At 66.9% G+C, this 19496-nt stretch carries 20 protein-coding genes and 1 tRNA gene; 11 read left to right on the forward strand and 10 right to left on the reverse strand.

The features are described 5' to 3' along the window. Positions 1-413: 413 nt before the first annotated feature. Entirely contained in the window at positions 414-1718 is a 1305-nt protein-coding gene (locus ACREEF_RS04705; protein ID WP_431564455.1) for a LytR/AlgR family response regulator transcription factor, read from the reverse strand. Positions 1719-1939: 221 nt separating this feature from the next. Between ACREEF_RS04705 and ACREEF_RS04710 the strand changes: the two genes are divergently transcribed. Further along, positions 1940-3397 carry an alpha/beta fold hydrolase gene (locus ACREEF_RS04710; RefSeq protein WP_431564456.1) on the forward strand — a complete coding sequence of 486 codons (1458 nt, stop codon included), beginning with the start codon at positions 1940-1942 and terminating at the stop codon, positions 3395-3397. 20 nt (positions 3398-3417) lie between these two features. Continuing rightward, positions 3418-3543: a hypothetical protein gene (locus ACREEF_RS04715; RefSeq protein WP_431564457.1), complete on the forward strand. Its 126-nt coding sequence runs from the start codon at positions 3418-3420 to the stop codon at positions 3541-3543. Positions 3544-3710: 167 nt separating this feature from the next. On the opposite strand, the gene tatC is transcribed toward ACREEF_RS04715, so the two are convergent. From tatC to ACREEF_RS04730, 3 genes are read right to left on the reverse strand one after another with little or no spacing between them, the layout of a single operon-like run. Further along, on the reverse strand, positions 3711-4598 hold the full coding sequence (gene tatC, locus ACREEF_RS04720; RefSeq protein ID WP_431564458.1) for a twin-arginine translocase subunit TatC: 888 nt from the start codon (positions 4596-4598) through the stop codon (positions 3711-3713). Further along, positions 4595-5170: a Sec-independent protein translocase protein TatB gene (tatB, locus tag ACREEF_RS04725; RefSeq protein ID WP_431564459.1), complete on the reverse strand. Its 576-nt coding sequence runs from the start codon at positions 5168-5170 to the stop codon at positions 4595-4597. Before tatB ends, tatC begins: the two co-directional genes overlap by 4 nt. A 26-nt stretch (positions 5171-5196) precedes the next feature. Beyond that, positions 5197-5415, reverse strand: a complete 219-nt coding sequence (locus ACREEF_RS04730; RefSeq protein WP_431564460.1) for a twin-arginine translocase TatA/TatE family subunit — start codon at positions 5413-5415, stop codon at positions 5197-5199. Between the two features lie 110 nt (positions 5416-5525). Here ACREEF_RS04730 and rnhA point away from each other — a divergent pair, with 110 nt between their 5' ends. Further along, positions 5526-5978, forward strand: a complete 453-nt coding sequence (gene rnhA, locus ACREEF_RS04735; RefSeq protein WP_431564461.1) for a ribonuclease HI — start codon at positions 5526-5528, stop codon at positions 5976-5978. Positions 5979-5999: 21 nt separating this feature from the next. Here the strand turns inward: rnhA and ACREEF_RS04740 are convergent, their stop codons facing one another. Genes ACREEF_RS04740 through ACREEF_RS04750 form a run of 3 tightly spaced genes read right to left on the reverse strand, consistent with a single transcriptional unit; the run spans position 6000 to position 7983 of the window. Beyond that, positions 6000-6458: an NfeD family protein gene (locus ACREEF_RS04740; RefSeq protein WP_431564462.1), complete on the reverse strand. Its 459-nt coding sequence runs from the start codon at positions 6456-6458 to the stop codon at positions 6000-6002. A gap of 3 nt (positions 6459-6461) precedes the next feature. Then, entirely contained in the window at positions 6462-7490 is a 1029-nt protein-coding gene (locus tag ACREEF_RS04745) for an SPFH domain-containing protein (protein ID WP_431564463.1), read from the reverse strand. Positions 7491-7515: 25 nt separating this feature from the next. Beyond that, positions 7516-7983, reverse strand: coding sequence for an NUDIX hydrolase (locus ACREEF_RS04750; RefSeq protein WP_431564464.1), 468 nt, complete (start codon positions 7981-7983; stop codon positions 7516-7518). 77 nt (positions 7984-8060) lie between these two features. On the opposite strand from ACREEF_RS04750, the gene ACREEF_RS04755 reads away from it, so the two are divergent. The 4 genes from ACREEF_RS04755 (at position 8061) to ACREEF_RS04770 (ending at position 12256) form a co-directional block, all read left to right on the forward strand. Continuing rightward, positions 8061-9464, forward strand: coding sequence for an FAD-binding oxidoreductase (locus ACREEF_RS04755; RefSeq protein WP_431564465.1), 1404 nt, complete (start codon positions 8061-8063; stop codon positions 9462-9464). Between the two features lie 94 nt (positions 9465-9558). Beyond that, positions 9559-10332 (forward strand): peroxide stress protein YaaA, encoded by a 774-nt coding sequence (gene yaaA, locus ACREEF_RS04760; protein ID WP_431564466.1) that lies wholly within the window; start codon positions 9559-9561, stop codon positions 10330-10332. A gap of 64 nt (positions 10333-10396) precedes the next feature. After that, positions 10397-11194, forward strand: a complete 798-nt coding sequence (locus ACREEF_RS04765; protein WP_431564467.1) for a 3-hydroxybutyrate dehydrogenase — start codon at positions 10397-10399, stop codon at positions 11192-11194. Between the two features lie 21 nt (positions 11195-11215). Next, on the forward strand, positions 11216-12256 hold the full coding sequence (locus tag ACREEF_RS04770) for a patatin-like phospholipase family protein (RefSeq protein WP_431564468.1): 1041 nt from the start codon (positions 11216-11218) through the stop codon (positions 12254-12256). Here the strand turns inward: ACREEF_RS04770 and ACREEF_RS04775 are convergent. Then, the gene (locus ACREEF_RS04775) at positions 12253-13173 is read right to left on the reverse strand and encodes an L-threonylcarbamoyladenylate synthase (protein WP_431564469.1); all 921 of its coding nucleotides are present in this window, start codon (positions 13171-13173) and stop codon (positions 12253-12255) included. The two genes, ACREEF_RS04770 and ACREEF_RS04775, sit on opposite strands and share 4 nt — an antisense overlap. Then, entirely contained in the window at positions 13170-13721 is a 552-nt protein-coding gene (locus ACREEF_RS04780) for a cytochrome b (RefSeq protein WP_431564470.1), read from the reverse strand. Before ACREEF_RS04780 ends, ACREEF_RS04775 begins: the two co-directional genes overlap by 4 nt. 122 nt (positions 13722-13843) lie before the next feature. On the opposite strand from ACREEF_RS04780, the gene ACREEF_RS04785 reads away from it, so the two are divergent. Further along, entirely contained in the window at positions 13844-15628 is a 1785-nt protein-coding gene (locus tag ACREEF_RS04785; protein WP_431564508.1) for an acyl-CoA dehydrogenase, read from the forward strand. Between the two features lie 59 nt (positions 15629-15687). On the opposite strand, the gene ACREEF_RS04790 is transcribed toward ACREEF_RS04785, so the two are convergent. After that, positions 15688-16500 (reverse strand): trypsin-like serine peptidase, encoded by an 813-nt coding sequence (locus tag ACREEF_RS04790; protein WP_431564471.1) that lies wholly within the window; start codon positions 16498-16500, stop codon positions 15688-15690. A 64-nt stretch (positions 16501-16564) separates the two neighbouring features. Between ACREEF_RS04790 and ACREEF_RS04795 the strand changes: the two genes are divergently transcribed. From ACREEF_RS04795 to ACREEF_RS04805, 3 genes are all read left to right on the forward strand, one after another. Further along, entirely contained in the window at positions 16565-18742 is a 2178-nt protein-coding gene (locus tag ACREEF_RS04795; protein ID WP_431564472.1) for a S9 family peptidase, read from the forward strand. Then, on the forward strand, positions 18739-19281 hold the full coding sequence (locus ACREEF_RS04800; protein ID WP_431564473.1) for an N-acetyltransferase family protein: 543 nt from the start codon (positions 18739-18741) through the stop codon (positions 19279-19281). The genes ACREEF_RS04795 and ACREEF_RS04800 overlap by 4 nt, the downstream gene beginning before the upstream one ends. Before the next feature lie 99 nt (positions 19282-19380). After that, positions 19381-19457, forward strand: a tRNA-Asp gene (locus ACREEF_RS04805). The last annotated feature ends 39 nt before the right edge of the window (positions 19458-19496 follow it).

Below are 19496 nucleotides of genomic sequence, written 5' to 3' on the forward strand. Positions count from 1 at the left end.
TGCGCAGGATGAAAGCTGCGCGGCCCGGCCTGTTGCTCACCCCACGCTGCGAGGCGTAACTAACCCAAGGACTCTGGTCGCCGCTGGATGAAACCTCAGAGGCACGTCATATGCGCCTCGCTCGAACGAAAACCTATCGCGATTGAAAATCGCAGAGTTTGCGTTTCATCCGCCCCCGAGTCGCGCGGTTTGCGTTTGGCGTTTGGCCTCTAGACGCTGGATTCGCTGATGTGGTTAGTCGCAAGCAATGAATTACAGGTCAGTTTTCTTAGTCGCTGCGACTCCAGCGCGACTCCCGGTCTCACCTGGGAAAAGCGATCTGGATTGAGGTCGGCGTCTTCCATCTGCAGACATTCGCCAATTATCGGAAAGGCCGACACTAGCCCGCTTGGGTCAGCATATTGTCGAGCAAATCAGTTGGGTTCATCGAGGGCGTCGCGAACGGTCGGAAGGCGATTTCGACTGATGGGCAAGGGCGAGCCTTCATCCATCAGCAATCGACCCCGTCCGCCGTCGCGCTCGAAGCCGCGGACATGGGCGAGGTTGGCGATCACCGAGCGGTGGACCCGAAGGAAGCTCGTGGACAGTTCCTGTTCGAGCCGATCGAGACGGGCGGCGTGCAGCAAGCGCCGCCCGTTCGTCAGGCGCAGTTCGACATAGTCGTCCGCCCCGACGACGGCCACGATGTCGGCGAGCGGCACCCGCTCGACCCCGCGTGACGAGGCCACCGTCAGACAGTTCGGACGAGCGGCGGCGCGGGTGAGCGCGACCTCCCGCTCCTGATCGTCGCGCCCCAGTCGCACCACCTCGGCCATCAAGAGGGGCAGCACGAGGCCGGCGGCGAACAGAAAATAGGACAGGTCGACCAGCCAGTTGGGGAAGAGCACGCCGATCGCCATGAAGGCGCCAAGATAGGCCAGGCTCAGACGGGCGCCCGGCAGACGACGACGCGCCCCGACAGCGGCCGCCATGGTGGAAAGCGCCAGTCCAACCAGCAAGGCTGCCGCCGTCTTCAGATCAAAGCCGGGGGCCAGCCAGGTCGCCGCCACGGCCGCCACGGCAAGGGCGATCAGCGGACGGCGCGCCTGCGGCCAGAAACGCGACACGACATAGGAGACCAGCAGAACGGCGAAGGCGGCGGTCAGAACCCAGATGCCGACCAGACGCAGGCCATGAACGGGATAGGCATAGGGAACCAGGGCCCTCAGGCTTTCAAAGACGGCTTGCAGGCCCGCGACCCCGGCCAAGCCCGCCAGAGCCAGGCTCGAACCTGTGCGGCGCAGGCTGTAGATGACGCCAAAGCCGAAGGCGGCGGCGAACAGGGTGCCGGCCATGAGGAAGGTGATCGCCACCGGGATCGTGCGCGACGGCCAGGGATAGGGCGCGACCATGATCCCGCCGATGGGCCCGTCCAGACGCACCACCCCATGGAATGACGACAGGCGGACCACGACGACATTGTCCGCGAGCCGCCACATCCGCTGCGGAATCGGGAAGGCCGCTTCGTAACGGCCCGGTGTTTCCATCGCCGGCGAAGCGCCCGGTCGTCCGTTGGCGCCCAGCTTCTGACCGTTGAGCCAGGCCTCAGAGGAGGCGGCGCCGACGACATACAGAGCGACAGGATCGTCGCCGGTCGGGCGCTGCGCGACGGAGCGAAGCCAAAGCTCCCTCCCCTGCGGGTCGATGACGCCATCGACCGGGCGACAGTCGCGGAGCATGGGCGCCGCCGCGCCAGCTTCACCGCGACACATCTCCCAGTCTTGATCCTGCGCCCGCAGCGCCGTCGGAAGCGAGGTAAAGAGAATCGCGATGAGAAGAATGCGCCACATGGCGACGACCTTATCGTCATTCGCCGCAAAGCGCTGCCGTTCACCGACGTAGGCCGACCATTGGCCGAAGTGCGCCCCACAGCGCCGAAAGGCCTGCTTCAATCGTGGTCATGAAACACACATCGCTGAACCGCCGCTCCATCCTCGCCGCCGCCGGCCTCTCCCTTCCCGGCCTGGCGCTTCTGTCCGGCGCCGCCCGAGCCCAGGAGGCCCAGCCCGAAGCCGGTCCCTTCCGCTACAAGTCTGGTGACGGCCAGGAAGTCGACGCCGAACGCGGCTTCTTCGAGGTGCCCGAGGATCGGCGCATCCCCGGTTCGCGTCGCATCCGCCTCGGCTATGTGCGCTTCGCCTCGACCGCGAAAAACCCCGGCCCGCCCATCGTCTATCTGGCCGGCGGACCGGGCGGATCCGGCGTGCGCACCGCAATGGGCCCGCGCTTCCCGATCTTCATGGCCCTGAGAGAAGTGGCCGACGTCATCGCCTTCGATCAGCGCGGCACCGGCCTGTCGTCCAGCATTCCTGATCGGGCCGCCACCACGCCCTACCCCGCCATGACCCATGCCGGCGTGAGCGCCTGGTACCGCGAAGAGATGCAGAAGGCCTGGATCGACTGGTCCCGCGCCGGCATCGCCATGACCGGCTACAACACCGAACAGAACGCCGACGACATCGAGGACCTGCGCCGTCACCTGGGCGTGGAGAAGGTCAACCTGTGGGGCATCAGCTACGGCACCCATCTGGCCCTCTCGGTGCTGAAACGGCACCCGAACTCGATCGGCCGCGTCGCCCTGGCCAGCCTCGAAGGTCAGGACCAGACCATCAAGCGTCCGGCGCACATCGACATGTTCCTGGACCGCGTCGATCATCTGATGGGGACGGACCCCGCCGTCCGCGCGGCGATCCCGAATATGCCCGCCCTGATGCGCCGCGTGCATGAGCGGCTTGAGGCCGATCCGGCGACGGTGACCTTCGCCGGTGAAAGCGGCCCCGTCGACGTCCAGGTGGGCGGTTTCGGGGTCCAGCTCCTGGCCTCCGCCCTGGTCGCCAATCCGCCGCAACTGACCATGCTGCCGAAAATCTACCTGGCGCTCGACGCCGGGAAGACCGATGTCCTGGCGCCGATCATCCCGCCGCCCCACCGCTACTTCGGCATCTCCGGCATGCCCGAGGCGATGGACCTCGCGTCCGGCATTTCGCCCGCACGCCTGGCGCTCATCACCAGGGAGGCGAAGACGGCGGTTCTGGGCGACGCCTTCAACCTGCCCATGCCGCACCTGATAGGCGCGATCCCCGGCGTCGATCTGGGCGAGGACTTCCGGGCGCCGATCCGCATCGAGACCCCCGCCCTTCTGGTCGCGGGTTCGCTCGACGGCCGCACCCCGCTGGAGGAACAGGCCGAGGTGATCGCCCAGTTCCAGAACAAGGCGCAGATCCTGGTCGAAAACGCCGGTCACAACGTCTTCGAGGCCCACCCGGAGGTCCAGGCCCAACTGGTGAAGTTCTTCGGCGAACAGCCGGTGAGCGACACCAAACTGACCCTGCCGCCGCCGACCTTCCCAGTCGCCTGAGGAACACGCTCGATGTGAGGATGGCCGCCGATCCTGGAGGGATTGGCGGCTCATCGGCGTTCAGCGCCACGAACAAGGGGCGCCGTTTTTACATCGACATTGAATTTAGCCCTGAATTCGATCCTGACGGCGCTTTCTGCCTGTGACCTATCAGCCGTGGCCTCGGACCGACGGAGGGGCAGGCGAAAGGATGTGCCGTTCGCGTTGGATGCCGAGGATCGCTCGCTGCACCGTATGGGAGCGCGAAGGGAATTGATGTCCGCGGCGGAGTATGGCGCTATCGCTCATTCACTCCCCGCCCTGAGACTGACCCCTAGACGGCCAGTCCCTCGGGCGCGTCGGCCTTCTTGCGGCGCAGCTCGATGATGCGGACGCACCAGATCGAGACTTCGTAGAGCAGCACCATAGGCACGGCGAGCATCAGTTGGCTGATGGGGTCCGGCGGGGTGACGACGGCGGCGACCACGACGACGGCCACGATGGCGTAGCGGCGGCCCTTGGCCATGACCTGGGAGCTGATCAGACCGGCCAGGCCCAGCAAGGTCATGACGACCGGAAGCTGGAAGCACAGGCCGAAGGCCAGGATCAGGGCCGTCACCAGGTTCAGATAATCCGACACCTTGGGCAGCAGTTCCGCCGCCACGCCCTCGCCGATGATCTCCTGGCTCAGCGAGAACCACATGACGAAGGGCAGCATGACGAAATAGACCAGCGCCGCGCCCAGCAGGAACAGCAGGGGCGCCGCAACCAGGAACGGCAGGAAGGCGCCCTTCTCGTTGCGATAGAGGCCCGGCGCGACGAAGCGATACAACTGCCAGGCCAGAACCGGGAAGGCCACGATGACGGCGCCCAGCCCGGCCAGCTTCATCTTGGTGAAGAGGATTTCCAGCGGCGCCGTGTAGATCAGCTTGACGCTCTGGTGGTCCACGTCCGGCACGGGAACCAGCCCGGCCGTGCCCAGGATCAGGTCGAACGGCGAGACATGGCCGTGCGCGCCCACCGTCTGGTGGAAGGCCGCCGACACCACATAGGGCTGGACCAGGAAGAGGTAGAGTTTCTCGGAAAAGGCGAAGCACCCGATGAAGGCCACCGCGAAGGCCACGACGCAGATCAGCAGCCGCCCGCGCAGCTCGATCAGGTGATCCATCAGGGGCGCGCGCGAGGCCTCGATGTCGGCCTCGTCCCGGTCGAGCGACGTCATTGATCGACCTTCTTCTTACGCAGGGCCTTGGGTTTGGGCGCCGCAGCTTCGGCGACAGCCTTCGCAGTCGGCTTGACTGCGGTCTTTGCGCTGGCCTTGGCCGGAGCGCGCGCCGTCTTCGGCTTTGCGGTCGCCTTGGCCTTGGGTTCAGCGACGACGGTCTCGGCGGCCGGTTCAGCCGCAGGCTGGAACTCGTCCGGCCATTCATCCACGCCTGTAGCGACCGGCGCGGTCTCTAAGACGGCGGGCGCCGCCAGAGCCGGGGCGTCCAGCGGCGCCTCCAGGTCCTTGCGGATGTCCTTGAAGGCCGCTTCGGCGTCGGCGCCGAGCGGGTGCATGCCCTGCCCCGACCGCAGCGCCTCGACCTCCTTGCGAAGGTCGTCCAGCTCGGACTGGCGCGCCATTTCGTCGAAGCTGGCGCGGAATTCGTTGGCCATGCCGCGCGCCTTGGCGACGAACTGACCGACCTTGCGCATCAGCATCGGCAAGTCCTTTGGCCCCACGACAAGCAGGGCCACCAGACCGATGACAAGGATTTCGAACCCGCCGATTCCGGGGCCAAGACCACCCATGATTCAGCGTCTTTCCGCGAACGCGATCAGCGGTTCAGGTCTTCTTTTTCGGCCTCGGTGCGCGGCAGCGAGCTGACGCCTTCCTTCGGCCCCTTGGAATCACCGTCGTCCTTCAGGCCGTCCTTGAAGGCGCGAATGCCCTTGGCCGCGTCGCCCATGATGCCGGACAGCTTGCCGCGACCGCCGAACAGCAGGGCGATGACGACGATGACGATGGCCCAGTGCCAGATGCTCATGGAGCCCATGGCGTTACCTCCTCAAGGGGACCACGAAAGCGATCCCGTCCGACTGATTGTTGTGCGTCATATAGGCTGACTGATGGCGGCGCGCCAAGGGACGCTGTAGGCATCGCGCCATGAGTCTGGTCGATCACGTCATCATCCACACCGACGGCGCCTGCAAGGGCAATCCCGGCCCTGGCGGCTGGGGTGCGATCTTGCAGACCGGCGGGGGGCACGAGAAGGAATTGTGGGGCGGCGAGCCCAACACGACCAACAACCGCATGGAGCTGATGGGGGCCATCGCCGCGCTGGAGGCCCTGAAGCGTCCTTGCCGCGTCGATCTGCATACCGACAGCAAATACGTTATGCAGGGCATCACCGAGTGGATCAGGGGCTGGAAGGCCCGCGGCTGGAAGACCGCCGACAAGAAGCCGGTCAAGAACGACGACCTGTGGCGGCGTCTGGACGAGGCCCGCAGCCGCCACGAGGTCAAGTGGCACTGGGTCAAGGGCCACGCCGGCCACGTCCTGAACGAACGGGCCGACGGACTGGCGAATCGCGGCGTCGACGAGATGCGACGCCGCTAGGCCGCCAAACCCAACCTGGCCTTAGATCGAGCGGACCCGCAGGCGCGGCCCATCGACCGATTCGACCACCACGCTTTCGCCGGCCAGCGGCGCCGCGCCTTCGATCTCGGCGGGCCATTCGGCGCCCGAGACGAAGACCCGGCCGCGGCCACCCACGAAGGCTTCGACCACCTGCGCCCGTTCGCCGACCAGACGCAGATCGCGGTCGTTGATATCGGGCTCGTCCTTGGGATTCACTCGCTTGATCAAGCGGCGCGACAGGACGGTCGAGGTGACCGTCAGGGCGGCGAAGACGCCGATCTCGACCGGCAGGCCCAGATTGGGCGCCAGCGCTGTAATCAGCGCTACCAGCCCGGCTGAGACGGCGGGCCACAGCAGCCATTCGGTCGAAGCCGCCGCCTCGATGGCCAGCAGGACCACGCCCACCGCCAGCCACAGCCAGAAGGGCTGGGCGGCGTAGAGGTTCATGAGCCAGTCCATTTCCTACTCCGTGGTCGGCACAGCGCCGCCGGGGCGACGCGGCGCGGGACGGGCCGGTGCGGCGGGCGCCGGCGTCGGGGCGGGACGCGCAACGGCGCGCGTCTCGGCGCGCGTGTGCTGCTGCTCCCTGGCCAGGCCGACCAGTTCGCCCAGGCCGGCGATGGTGCCGACCAGGCCGCCCATTTCGGCGGGCACGATGACCGTCTTCTGCTGCGGGCTGCGGGCCAGTTCGGCGAAGGCTTCGACGTACTTCTGGGCCACGAAGTAGTTGATGGCATTGACGTCGCCGCGGGCGATGGCTTCGGACACCATTGCGGTCGCCTTGGCCTCGGCCTCGGCTTCACGCTCGCGAGCCTCGGCGTCGCGGAAAGCGGCTTCGCGACGGCCCTCGGCTTCCAGAATCGCCGCTTGCTTGGCGCCCTCGGCGCGGGCGATGGCGGCCTGCTTCTCGCCGTCCGCCTCGGTGATGACGGCGCGACGCTCGCGCTCGGCCTTCATCTGACGCGCCATGGCGTTGGTGATGTCGGTCGGCGGGGTCAGGTCCTTGATCTCGATGCGGTTGGCCTTGATGCCCCACGGCTCGGTCGCTGCGTCAATGACGTGCAGCAGGCGGGTGTTGATGGCGTCGCGCTGCGATAGCACCTCGTCCAGTTCCATCGAGCCGACCACGGTGCGCAGATTGGTCATGCAAAGCTGGGCGATGGCGTAGGGCAGATTATCGACCCGATAGGCGGCGCGGGCGGCGTCCATCACCTGGATGAAGACAATGCCGTCCACCTTCACCATGGCGTTGTCCTTGGTGATGACCTCCTGGGTCGGGACGTCGAGCACCTGTTCCATCATGTTCATGCGTCGACCGACCCGCTCGACGAACGGTGTCAGGATGCTGATGCCGGGCTTCAGCGTCTTGGTGTACTTGCCGAAACGCTCCACCGTGAATTCACGGCCTTGCGGCACGATCTTGATGACACTGAACAGGAAGATGATCGCGAAGGCCGCGAACACCACAAAGAAGATAAGCGAGAAATCCATAGGCCCCTCCGGTTGAGAGCGGAGCTTAACGGTCGCCTGGTCCCGACGCCACAGAATCCGGTTCACTGGCGATGACAAGGTCGTCAGCGCGACGATCCGCCGCCATGGCGCGCGCCTGTCGGATGATCCGCCGCGTCTCGGACCAGTCGACCCGGCGCAGGGCTTCCTCGAACGGGACGAAGGCCGCCTCTGCCGCGTCGTCGCCCGCGGCTGGCTCGCTGCCGGTCCAGAGCGCAGCGTAGTCGATCAGCACGTAATGCCGCCCCGCCTCGGGAAACAGGCCGTCGACGACATCGATCAGGCCGATCAGTTCAGCCTCGACGCCCGTCTCCTCATGCAGTTCGCGCAGGGCCGCGTCGGCCAGCCGTTCGCCCGGCTCCAGTCGCCCGCCCGGCAGGCTCCATTCGCCCTGACGCGGCGGCGTGCCGCGACGGATCAGCAGGACTTCGTCGTCTCTCAGGCAGACCACGCCCACGGCCGGGACTGGAATCATGTTTTCTCCCCGAATTGACCGCCTAGAGGCAGGGTTTTGCGCTTCCACCACGCCACGCCTTTTGCCACAAGGCGGATATGACCCTCCCCATGCCCGCCGCCCTCGAAGAGCTGAAATCCGCCCTGCCCGGCGCCTGGACCACGGACGCCGACGACATGGCGCCCTGGTTGACCGAATGGCGCGGCCGTTGGACGGGCGAAACGCCGATCTTGCTGCAGCCGCGCACAACGGAAGAGGTGGCCAAGGCCATCGAGATCTGCGCCCGTCACGGCGTCGCGGTCGTCACCCAGGGCGGCGGCACGGGCCTGGTCGGCGGTCAGATTCCGTTCGGCGAAGTCCTGCTGTCCACGCGCAAGCTGCGGACCGTGCGCGACGTGACCCCGCTGGACGACGCCATGACGCTGGAGGCCGGCGTGACCCTGCTGGAGGCGCAGCAACTGGCCAAAGAGAAGGACCGCTTCTTCCCGCTCAGCCTCGCGGCCGAAGGTTCGGCCACCATCGGCGGCGTCATCTCGACCAACGCCGGCGGCACGGCCGTGCTGCGCTACGGCATGATGCGCGACCTGGTGCTGGGCATCGAGGCGGTGATGCCGGACGGTCAGGTGTTCAACGGCCTGAAGCGGCTTCGCAAGGACAACACCGGCTATGACCTGAAGCAGCTGTTCATCGGCGCCGAGGGCACGCTCGGCGTCGTCACGGCGGCGACGCTGAAACTGTTCCCCATCATGCGCAGCCGCGCCACGGCCATCGTCGGGCTGGAAAGCCACCACGCCGCCGTCGCCCTGCTGGCCCGCGCCAAGGCCGAGACCGGCGGCGGGGTCGAGGCCTTCGAACTGATGAAGCGTCTGGGCATGGCCCTGGTGCTCAAGAACATCCCCGACACGCGCGAGCCGCTGGAAACCACCCCGCCCTGGTACGTCCTGATCGAGCTGACCTCGGGCGAGCCCGGCGGCGCCGATTCGGCTATGGAGCGGCTGCTGACCGGCGCCTTCGAGGAAGGTCTGATCGTTGATGCGGCCATCGCCCAGAACGACGCTCAGAAGGCTGCCTTCTGGCGTCTGCGCGAGGAGCACTCGGCGGGGCTCAAGCCCGAGGGCGGCGGCTGGAAGCACGACGTGTCCGTGCCGGTCTCCCGCATCGCCGACTTCATTGACGAGGCCACGGCGGCGGTCGAGAAGTTCCACCCTGGCTGCCGGGTCTCGGTCTTCGGCCACGTCGGCGATGGCAACCTTCACTATGACGTGATCCCCGGCGTCGGCGAGGACGTGCCGGCCTTCATCGCCCGCTGGATGGAAGGGTCCGAAATCGTTCATGATGTGGTCGCCCGCTACAACGGCTCCATCTCGGCTGAACACGGCCTGGGACGGCTGAAAACCGACGAGGCGCGGCGCTACAAGTCGCCGATGGAGATCGCGACCATGCAAGCGATCCGTAAGGCCATCGACCCCCAGCGGATCATGAATCCGGCCGTCCTCTTCTAGGCACCACGACCGGATATGACGCCGCCGACGGTTCAAATCGTCACGGAAGCAGCCTAAGACGCCCGCTTCCCGATGCTTCGGAGCCTGTGTCGCCTTGCTGATCGTCCTGTCCCCGGCCAAACGGCTGGACTTCACGCCCCCCGCCCTCGACGTGGCCTCGACCCCGCGTCGATGCGCCGACGAAACGGCGGAACTGGCCAAGGTCACGAAGAAGCTGAGTCGCGCCGACCTGCGCCGTCTGATGTCGATTTCCGACGCCCTGGCTGACCTGAACTACGAACGGTTCCAGGCCTTCGACAACGAGACGACCGAGGGTGCGCTGCAGGCCGTCTTCGCCTTCGCCGGCGACGTCTATGACGGGTTGGACGCGCGCGCGCTGGCCCCTGCCGATCTGGACTGGGCCCAGGATCACCTGCGCATCCTGTCCGGCTTCTACGGCCTGCTGCGTCCGCTGGACGCCATCCAGCCCTATCGGCTGGAGATGGGCACACGGCTCAAGACCAAGCGCGGCGCCAACCTCTATGACTTCTGGGGCGAACGGATCTCGCAGCGCCTGAACGCCGACGCCGAGCCGCTGGCCGACCGCACCCTGGTCAACCTGGCCAGCCAGGAATACTTTGGCGCGGTAGACGCCAAGGCGCTGAAGCTGCCCGTCATCACGCCCCACTTCAAGGAGCGCAAGGACGGCGAGGCCCGCATCATCTCCTTCTTCGCCAAGAAGGCGCGCGGCGCCATGGCCCGCTACGCCATCGAGAACCGCATTGAAAAGGCTGAGGATCTCAAGGCTTTCGATCGCGACGGCTACCGCTTCGACAAGGCGCTTTCCACCGACTCGGACTGGATATTCATCAGAGAAGGAAATTCCTGATCGCCAGATTGAACGACTACGGTTAGGCTGCGTTGCAGCATAGCTATCCACGGGTTCTCTCTGCATGTTCGCCATGAACGATCTCAAGGGCCAGGTCGCCGTAGTCTCCGGCTCGACCTCCGGCATCGGCCTGGCTCTGGCGCGCGCCGTCGCTGAATGCGGCGGCGACGTCGTGCTGAACGGCTTGGGCGATCCCGCTGTCATCGAACAGACCCGCGCCGATCTGGCCGCCGAGACGGGCGTGCGCGTCCTCTATCATCCCGCCGACATGACCCAGCCGGATCAGATCGCGGACATGGTGGCCACGGCGCACCGCGAACTGGGCCGCCTCGACATCCTGGTCAACAACGCCGGTATCCAGCACGTCGAAGCCGTCGAGAACTTCCCCGCCGACGCGTGGGAGAAGATCATCGCCATCAACCTGTCCTCGACCTTCTACGCCACCAAGGCGGCGATCCCGATCATGAAGGCCCAGGGGCGCGGCCGCATCGTCAACATCGCCTCGGCCCACGGTCTGGTCGCCAGCCCGTTCAAGTCCGCCTATGTCGCCGCCAAGCACGGCGTGATCGGCTTCACCAAGACGGTGGCGCTGGAACTGGCCCAGCAGAACATCACCTGCAACGCCATCTGCCCCGGCTTCGTCGAGACCCCCATCGTCGCCAAGCAAATCGAGGATCAGGCCCGCACGCGCGGCATGACGCCCGAGGACGTGATGAAGAACGTCATCCTGGGTTCGCAGCCGACCAAGCGGTTCGTCACGACCGACGAACTGGCGGGCATCTTCCTCTATCTGGTGTCCGACCTTGGGGGCTCGGCCAACGGGTCACACTACTCCGTCGACGGCGGCTGGACCGCGCAATAGCGGCCTGAAGGGAGGCGGATGATGGCCAGGTCAAAGTCCCTCCCCGACCGCCATCCTATCTGCCTCGCGCTTCAGGGCGGCGGCTCGCACGGCGCCTTTCAGTGGGGCGTACTGGATCGGCTGCTGGAGGCCGACATCCTCGACATCCGCGCCGTCACCGCCGCCTCTGCGGGAGCGATGAACGCCGCCGCCCTGATCACCGGGCTGGAGCAAGACGGCGCTGAGGGCGGTCGCGCCGCGCTCGACAAGCTCTGGCGCGAGGTCAATCAATCCGGCGGCCGCAACGTCTTCGGCGACAGCGCCATATGGTCAAAGGCCCTGACGCCCGGTTGGCTCAAGGGCAGCCCGATGTGGAAGGCCGGCGAGACCCTGGCCCTGTCCATGAGCCCCTACTCGTTCAACCCCTTCAACCTGAACCCGCTCAAACGGGTGCTGGAAACCGCCGTCAATTTCGACACGGTACGCGGGTCCGACATCCATCTGATCGTCTCGATCACGGCGGTCCGCGCCGGTCGGTCGCGCCTGTTCCGAACACCCGAGATCACGCCCGGCGTCCTGCTCGCCTCCGCCTGTCTGCCGCACCTGTTCCAGGCGGTCGAGATCGAGGGCGAGCCCTACTGGGACGGCGGTTATCTGGCCAATCCGGCGCTGTGGCCGCTGTTCCACGCCGACACCCCGGACGACATACTGCTGCTGCCGCTCAACCCCTTCGCCCGCGACGAGGCTCCGCGCGAGGCTGGCGAGATCATGGATCGCCTGAACGAAATCCTGTTCAATGCGCCCTTGGTCGCCGAACTGCGCGCCGTCGCCTTCGTCCAGGATCTGATCGCCGAGGGCAGGCTGAGCCGGAACGAGGACCGTCATCGCGCCGTCCGGATGCACGCGGTTGAGGCCGACGACTGGTTAGGCAGCCTGTCGCTGTCGACCAAGTTCGATACGGAATGGAGCTTCCTCAACGACCTGAAATCGCGCGGACGTCAGGCGGCCGAGCAATGGCTGGAAACCTGCGCCCCGCAGGTGGGCAAGGCCTCCAGCGTCGATCTGAAGGCCCGCTTCCTCTAGCCAACGAAGCCCGCGGCGCGACGCAGCCGGTCGTTGATGGCCTCGCCCAGTCCCTTGTGCGGGATCGGCGAAACGGCGATGCCGACCGGCTTGGTCCGGTCCGCCTCGCGCAGCAGCCGGAACAGATTGGCCGCCGCCTCGCGCAGGTCGCCGGACTGGCTCAGGCTCCAGCGAGGTTCGCCGACGCCGGGGCCGAAGCCCAGCAGGATTTCGCCCGCGTTAGCCGTCTCAACCTCGATCCGCACCGGAGCGTCGGGGGCGTAGTGCAAGGCCAATCGACCGGGCGAGCGATGCCCCTGTCCGCTTTCGGCCAGCGGGCCGACCACGGCCTCGATCTCCTCGCGCGTCACCGATCCGGGACGCAGCAGGGCGACCAGCCCGTCCAGCACCGAAACGACCGTGCTTTCCACGCCCACGGCGCACGGCCCGCCGTCCACGGCCGCGCCGACGGCATGGCCAGTTTCCTCCAGCGCGTCATCGAAGGTCGTGGGGCTGGGTCGCCCTGAGCGATTGGCAGAGGGCGCCACAACGGCTCCGCCAAAGGCCGCGATCACGGCGCGCGCTCGCGGATGACCCGGCACGCGCACGGCGACGCTGTCCAGACCGGCGCGGGCTAGATCGCAGACACGCTCGCGGTCCCGAACCGGCGCCACGATGGTCAGAGGACCGGGCCAGAAGGCCTCGGCCAGGGCCCGCGCCCGGTCGTCGAACACGGCGATCGCCTCGGCGTCCACGGCGCTGGAAACGTGTGCGATCAAGGGGTTGAAGCGCGGTCTTCCCTTAGCCTCGAAGATGCGCGCCACCGCCTGCGGGTTGGAGGCGTCGGCCGCCAACCCATAGACCGTCTCGGTCGGCAGGATCACCAACCGGCCGGTCTTCAGCGCCTCGGCGGCGATCTCGGGCGTGTCGCCCTTCATGGCCGGCGCGGGATCAGAGGGATCATGCGATGCAGCACATTGTCCCGGTTGATGAACTGATGCTTCAGCGCGCCCACGACGTGCAGCAGGATCAGCACATAGAGCAGCTTCGCCACCATCTCATGCACATCCATGAATTGCCCCGCCGCTTCGCGTCCGCCGCCGACCGGCAGCAGCGGCCATTGGAACAGGCCGAACCAGCTGATTTCGCGCCCGCCCGCCGACGACGCCAGCCACCCGGTCAACGGCATGACCAGCAGCACGACATAGAAGGCGATCTGCGTCGTCCGCGCCAGAACCCGCTCCCACCTCGGCATCTCGACCGGCAGGGCGATCAGCGGATTGGCCAGCCGCCAGCCGATTCGCCCCAGAGTCAGGACCAGAATGGTCAGGCCGACCGCCTTGTGAACCTGCACGAACTCGCGCGACAGCGGCCCCTCGGTCGCGTCGTGCGCCATGATCAGCAGCACCTGGGCGATCACAGCCAGAGCGATGACCCAGTGCAGGATCAGCGAAACGGTCGAATAGCGGTTCCGGGGTTCGGCCAAGGTCTTTCCTTCCGCGACGGCACTGGGGCAGAGATTGGCGCGAACCGCGACCAAAGTCCAAGCGCCCTTGCATCACTGACCGCTCGGGCGTCAGAAGCATGTTGAAGATTCTGGAGACCGCCATGAGCTACCGCGCCCCCGTCCGTGACCTCGCCTTCGCCCTGGAAGTCGTCGCCGGCATTGATCAGGTCGCCGCCACCGGCGCCTTTGCCGACTACGACGCCGACGTCATGGGCGCGGTGCTGGAGGCCGCGGGCCAGTTCTCGGAACAGGTGCTCGCCCCGCTGAACCGCCCCGGCGATCTTGCCGGCGCCAAGTACGCCAATGGCGCCGTCACCGCCGCGCCCGGCTTTGTCGACGCCTACAAGCAGTTCGCCGAGGGCGGCTGGACCAGCCTGACCGCCTCGGTCGAGGCTGGCGGACAGGCCCTGCCCAAGGCGCTGGAACTGGCGGCCTATGAAACCGTCCACGCCGCCAACATGGCCTTCGGCCTGTGCCCCATGCTGTCGCTGGCCTCGATCGAGGCGCTGGAAGCCGTCGGCACCGAGTATCAAAAGGCCACCTATCTGACCAAGCTGGTCAGCGGCGAATGGACCGGCGCCATGGTGCTGACGGAGCCGCACGCCGGTTCGGACCTGGGGGCCCTGACCACCACAGCCACGCCGAACGGCGACGGCACCTACGCCCTGAACGGCCAGAAGATCTTCATCACCTGGGGCGACCACGACGCCACGGACAACATCGTCCATCTGGTGCTGGCCCGCCTGCCAGACGCCCCAGCGGGACCCAAGGGCATCAGCCTGTTCCTGACGCCCAAGTTCGCGGTCAACGCCGACGGCTCGCTGGGCGAGCGCAACGCCTTCCACCCGGTCGGGGTCGAGCACAAACTGGGCATCCACGCCTCGCCCACCTGTGTCATGTCTTATGAAGGCGCCCGCGCCGAACTGGTCGGCCGTCCGAACGAGGGCCTGGCCCATATGTTCGTGATGATGAACGCCGCCCGTCTGGCCGTCGGTGTCGAAGGCGTCGGCATCGCCGAGCGCGCCTATCAGCACGCCCTGGCCTATGCCCTGGAACGCCGTCAGGGCCGCTCGGTCTGGACCGGCGAGAAGAACGCCTCGATCTTCGACCACCCCGACGTGCGCCGCACCCTGGGCGTCATGAAGGCCAAGATCGCCGCCGCCCGCGCCATCTGCCTGTCCACCGGCGTCGCCGCCGACCTGGCCAAGCACGCCGCCACCGAGACCGAGCGCAAGGCATGGAAGGGCCGCGAGGACCTGTTCACCCCCATCGCCAAGGCCTGGTCCACCGACGTCGGCTGCGAAGTCGCCTCGCTGGGCGTTCAGGTCCACGGCGGCATGGGCTTCATCGAGGAAACCGGCGCGGCCCAATATTATCGCGACGCCCGCATCACCCCGATCTACGAAGGCACCAACGGCATCCAGGCCATGGATCTGGTCGGCCGCAAACTGTCGATGGACGGCGGCGATTCCGCCAAGGCCCTGATCGCGGACATGAAGGACACCCTGGCCCAGATCGACCGCCTCTATGTCGGCAAGCCGGTCGAGCGTTTCGCCACCGCCATCGAAGCGGTCGAGGACGCCACCCTGTGGCTGCTGGACCGCAAGGCCGCCGCGGATGGCGCCGCCGATGTTCTGGCCGGCGCCGACGCCTATCTGAAGCTGATGGGCGACGTGGTCGGCGGCTGGATGCTGGCCAAGGGCGCGCTGGCGGCCCAGGCGCGACTAGCCGCCGGAAACGGCGACCCCGTCTGGCTGCAAGGCAAGCTGGACCTCTACGAACTCTACGCCGCCAACGTCCTGGGCCATGTCTCCAGCCGCCTGGCCGCCGTGGGGCAAGGCGGGGAACTGCTGCAAGGCCTCAGCGTGGAGGCCTTGGCGGGCTAAGGTCGAAGCATCGCCCCGGAAGGCGCGCCGCGCCTGTCCGGGGTTCGCAGAAAGCGGCGCTACGGACGGGATGACGCAGCGGGCTGATCCAGCAACGCAATCGCCTCGCGCACATACTGGGCATGGGCGACCACGCCCAGCTCCAGACCCTCGCCGCCGCCCTGCACTTCCTGGACCAGAACCCCGGCGATGTAGGGATGGTCAGGCGTCGGCAAGCCCGGCCGGCGATGCACGGCGGGCGTCCAGAAGACCGGGCCGCCCGAGTTGCCCTGCGACACGGCGAAATCGAGCAGGAAGATGGGGAAGTGTCGGATCGGCGTCAGCGGCCAGGAACTGATCCGGCCCAGGCGCAGGATCGGGAACCCCGCCTTGTTGGCCGCCAGTCCGTGGGGATAGCCCAGCGCCATCAGTTCATCGCCCGGCCCCACGCGCCACTGATCAAGGGTCGCGTCGTCGGCCAGCCAGCCCAGCGGAATGGCGGCCTGGGCGAAGGCGTCCGGCGCGGTGATCTCCATGACCGCCACATCCCGCTCGGGATGCTGGGTCCACAGGGGCGCGCCGGCGCTGTCCCGGATCATCAGGCCCTCAGGCGCGAACTTCCATGCCCCGTCGGCTTCTGCGGTGCGCCAGCCGATGCGCGCTTCTGACCCTGGCATGACGTTCAGCACGTGGGCCGCCGTGACCAGAACCACGCGCGGCGCGCCGTCCGGCCGCGGCGCAGAGATCAGGAATCCGGTGCCGACCTTGCGTGTGCTTTCATTCAGCGGCTGATCCAGTTGCACCGTGGCGTTGATCAGACCCAAGGTCAGATCCCATTCCACGGGAGCGGCCACGGCGGCGGGCGGTTCGAGCGGAGCGTCCGAAGTGATCATCCGGACATTTGACGCGGGTCGTCCGCGCGCACAAGGTCCGGCGGACCATACAGGGGATGACTCAATGAATCGCCGTGAACTGATCGCCTCGACCGCCGCCGCCGGCCTGGTCGCCGCCTCCCCTGCCCTTGCTCATTCGACTACCGGAGCCTCGATGTCCCTGCCCCCACCGCCCGTCGCCAAGAAAGTCCCCGTTCGCATCGAACAACTGGGCCGGGTCCGCACCGACGACTATCAGTGGATGAAGGACGACAACTGGCAGGCGGTGCTGCGCGATCCGTCGCTGATCAAGGCCGACGTGAAGGAGCACCTGACGGCAGAGAACGCCTATCGCGAGGCCGTCATGGCCTCGACCCTGCCGCTGCAGGCCGCGATGTTCGAAGAGATGAAGGGCCGCATCAAGGAGGACGACAGCTCGGTTCCCGCCGCCGACGGCGCTTGGGAATACTACGTCCGCTACAACACCGGCGACCAGCACCCGCTCTATTGCCGCCGCCCGCGTGGCAAGACTGAAGGCGAGACCATCCTGCTGGACTGCAACAAGCTGGCCGAGGGTAAGGCCTATTCGGAGGTTTCGGCTGTCGATCACAGCCCCGACCACGCCCTGTTCGCCTATGCCGAGGACGCGCAAGGCTCGGAGGTCTTCAAGATCTACGTCAAGGACCTGGCGTCCGGCGAGGTCCTGCCCAACCCCATCGAATCGGCGACCGAGAACTTCACCTTCTCGCCTGACAGCCAGTGGATCTTCTGGACCAACCGCGACGACAACGGCCGTCCCGACAAGATCTTCCGCCGCCCGGCGCGCGGCGGCGAGACAAGCCTGGTCTATGAGGAAACCGACGACGGCATGTTCCAGAGCGTCAGCCGCACCTCTGACGACGCCTTCATCGTCATCGGCATCGGCAATCAGGAAACCTCGGAAGGCCGCATCATTCCGGGTTCAAATCCGACGGCGACGCCCGTGGTGGTCGAGCCGCGCCTCGGCGGCCGCCTGTACGACCTGGACCACTGGGGCGATCGCTGGGTGATCCGCACCAACGCCGACGACGCCATCGACTTCAAGGTCGTCGAGGCCCCGACCGCGACGCCCGCGAAGGCGAACTGGAAGGACCTGATCCCCCACACGCCGGGTCGCTTCATCGAAGGCGTGGCCCTGGTGAAGGACTATCTGGGCCGTCAGGAACGCGCCGACGCCAACACCAGGATCGTCATTCGCGACCGCGCCGGCGCCGAGCATGAGATCGCCGTGGACGAGCCGGCCTACGCCCTGTCCTTGGGCGGGGCGTCGGAGTTCGACACCACGGTCATGCGCTACGGCTACAACTCGCCGTCCACCCCGACCTCGACCTATGACTACGACCTGAAGACGCGCGAACGGACGCTCCGCAAGGTTCAGGAAATCCCCTCAGGCCATAATCCGGCGGACTATGTGGTCGAACGTCTGAACGCCCCGGCCTCGGACGGCCAACTGGTGCCGGTGACGGTGCTGCGCAAGAAATCCACGCCGGTCGATGGCTCGGCGCCGCTGCTGCTCTACGGCTACGGCTCCTACGGCATCCCCATGGCGGCCAGCTTCTCGACCAACCGGCTGTCGCTGGTGGATCGCGGCTTCATCTACGCCATCGCCCACATCCGCGGCGGCTCGGACAAGGGCTGGAACTGGTTCCTCAGCGCCCGGCGGATGACCAAGAAGAACACCTTCACCGACTTCATCGCCGCCGCCGAACACCTGATCGACCGGAAGTACGCCACGGCCGGCAAGATCGTGGCCCAGGGCGGATCGGCCGGCGGTCTGCTGATGGGCGCGGTCACCAACATGCGACCCGATCTATGGGCCGGCGTCATCGGCAGTGTTCCCTTCGTCGACGTCATCAACACCATGAGCGACACCTCCCTGCCGCTGACGCCGCCGGAATGGCCCGAGTGGGGCAATCCGATCGAGGACGCCGCCGCCTACGACTATATGCTCAGCTACAGCCCCTATGATCAGATCGAGGCCAAGCCCTATCCGGCGGTGCTGGCGACCGGCGGCCTGTCCGATCCGCGCGTCACCTATTGGGAGCCGGAGAAGTGGGTGGCCAAGCTGCGGCCCGCGACCACCTCGGGCAATCCCGTCCTGCTGAAGATCAACATGACGGCGGGTCACTTCAGCTCGGCGGGCCGGTTCGACTATCTGAAGGACGTCGCCCACGATTACGCCTTCGCCGTCTGGGCCATCGACAAGGGCTGGGAAAAGGCGTGATCGTTCGGCCGTTCACGAACGCCGACCTGGCCGCCGTCACGGCCATCTATGCCGAGAGCGTGCTGAACGGCACGGGGACGTTTGAGCTGGACGTCCCGTCAGCGGATGAAATGCGAGCGCGTCTGGCCGCGCCAGCTGCGCTCGGCCTGCCCGTCCTGACCGCCGAGATCGACGGTCAGGTCGCGGGCTATGCCTACGCCGGTCCCTACCGCCTGCGCGCCGCCTATCGCTACCTGGTCGAGGACTCGATCTATGTGGCCGAGGCGTTTCGCGGGCGGGGCGCCGGCAAGGCTTTGCTGGACGCTCTGCTGGGCGCCTGCGAGGCCCTGGGGATGCGTCAGATGGTGGCGGTGATCGGCGACAGCGCCAACGCCGGTTCCATCGCGCTGCACGCCGCCGCCGGCTTCGAACACGTCGGCGTCTTTCATGCCGTGGGATGGAAGTTCGACGACTGGCGCGACGTGGTTTTCATGCAAAAGGCCCTCGGCCCCGGCGCCACGGCCACGCCGGATGCTCCCGGCCTGGACTGCGGGCGCTAGAAGCTGAATTCGCAGCTTTTTTCAGCCGCTTCGCACATTGCGCTTGACCCAATCGTGAGTCGCCCTTAATCGGCCCTTCTCCTCCTCGCGGAGGGGAACGCGGGTGTAGCTCAGTTGGTTAGAGTGCCGGCCTGTCACGCCGGAGGTCGCGGGTTCGAGCCCCGTCACTCGCGCCATTCTCTTCGCTGAAGAGAATGGCGCACACCGCCTTCTCA

Source organism: Brevundimonas sp., from assembly GCF_050729455.1.
In the GTDB taxonomy this organism is placed as follows: Bacteria; Pseudomonadota; Alphaproteobacteria; order Caulobacterales; family Caulobacteraceae; genus Brevundimonas.

What these genes read in the sequence shown, in the direction of transcription:
- ACREEF_RS04705 (WP_431564455.1), bottom strand. Translation starts at nt 1,718, where the DNA reads ATGCTCCGCGACTGTCGCCCGGTCGATGGCGTCATCGACCCGCAGGGG.
- ACREEF_RS04710 (WP_431564456.1), top strand. Translation starts at nt 1,940, where the DNA reads ATGAAACACACATCGCTGAACCGCCGCTCCATCCTCGCCGCCGCCGGC.
- ACREEF_RS04715 (WP_431564457.1), top strand. Translation starts at nt 3,418, where the DNA reads ATGGCCGCCGATCCTGGAGGGATTGGCGGCTCATCGGCGTTCAGCGCC.
- tatC (WP_431564458.1), bottom strand. Translation starts at nt 4,598, where the DNA reads ATGACGTCGCTCGACCGGGACGAGGCCGACATCGAGGCCTCGCGCGCG.
- tatB (WP_431564459.1), bottom strand. Translation starts at nt 5,170, where the DNA reads ATGGGTGGTCTTGGCCCCGGAATCGGCGGGTTCGAAATCCTTGTCATC.
- ACREEF_RS04730 (WP_431564460.1), bottom strand. Translation starts at nt 5,415, where the DNA reads ATGGGCTCCATGAGCATCTGGCACTGGGCCATCGTCATCGTCGTCATC.
- rnhA (WP_431564461.1), top strand. Translation starts at nt 5,526, where the DNA reads ATGAGTCTGGTCGATCACGTCATCATCCACACCGACGGCGCCTGCAAG.
- ACREEF_RS04740 (WP_431564462.1), bottom strand. Translation starts at nt 6,458, where the DNA reads ATGGACTGGCTCATGAACCTCTACGCCGCCCAGCCCTTCTGGCTGTGG.
- ACREEF_RS04745 (WP_431564463.1), bottom strand. Translation starts at nt 7,490, where the DNA reads ATGGATTTCTCGCTTATCTTCTTTGTGGTGTTCGCGGCCTTCGCGATC.
- ACREEF_RS04750 (WP_431564464.1), bottom strand. Translation starts at nt 7,983, where the DNA reads ATGATTCCAGTCCCGGCCGTGGGCGTGGTCTGCCTGAGAGACGACGAA.
- ACREEF_RS04755 (WP_431564465.1), top strand. Translation starts at nt 8,061, where the DNA reads ATGACCCTCCCCATGCCCGCCGCCCTCGAAGAGCTGAAATCCGCCCTG.
- ACREEF_RS04765 (WP_431564467.1), top strand. Translation starts at nt 10,397, where the DNA reads ATGTTCGCCATGAACGATCTCAAGGGCCAGGTCGCCGTAGTCTCCGGC.
- ACREEF_RS04770 (WP_431564468.1), top strand. Translation starts at nt 11,216, where the DNA reads ATGGCCAGGTCAAAGTCCCTCCCCGACCGCCATCCTATCTGCCTCGCG.
- ACREEF_RS04775 (WP_431564469.1), bottom strand. Translation starts at nt 13,173, where the DNA reads ATGAAGGGCGACACGCCCGAGATCGCCGCCGAGGCGCTGAAGACCGGC.
- ACREEF_RS04785 (WP_431564508.1), top strand. Translation starts at nt 13,844, where the DNA reads ATGAGCTACCGCGCCCCCGTCCGTGACCTCGCCTTCGCCCTGGAAGTC.
- ACREEF_RS04790 (WP_431564471.1), bottom strand. Translation starts at nt 16,500, where the DNA reads ATGATCACTTCGGACGCTCCGCTCGAACCGCCCGCCGCCGTGGCCGCT.
- ACREEF_RS04795 (WP_431564472.1), top strand. Translation starts at nt 16,565, where the DNA reads ATGAATCGCCGTGAACTGATCGCCTCGACCGCCGCCGCCGGCCTGGTC.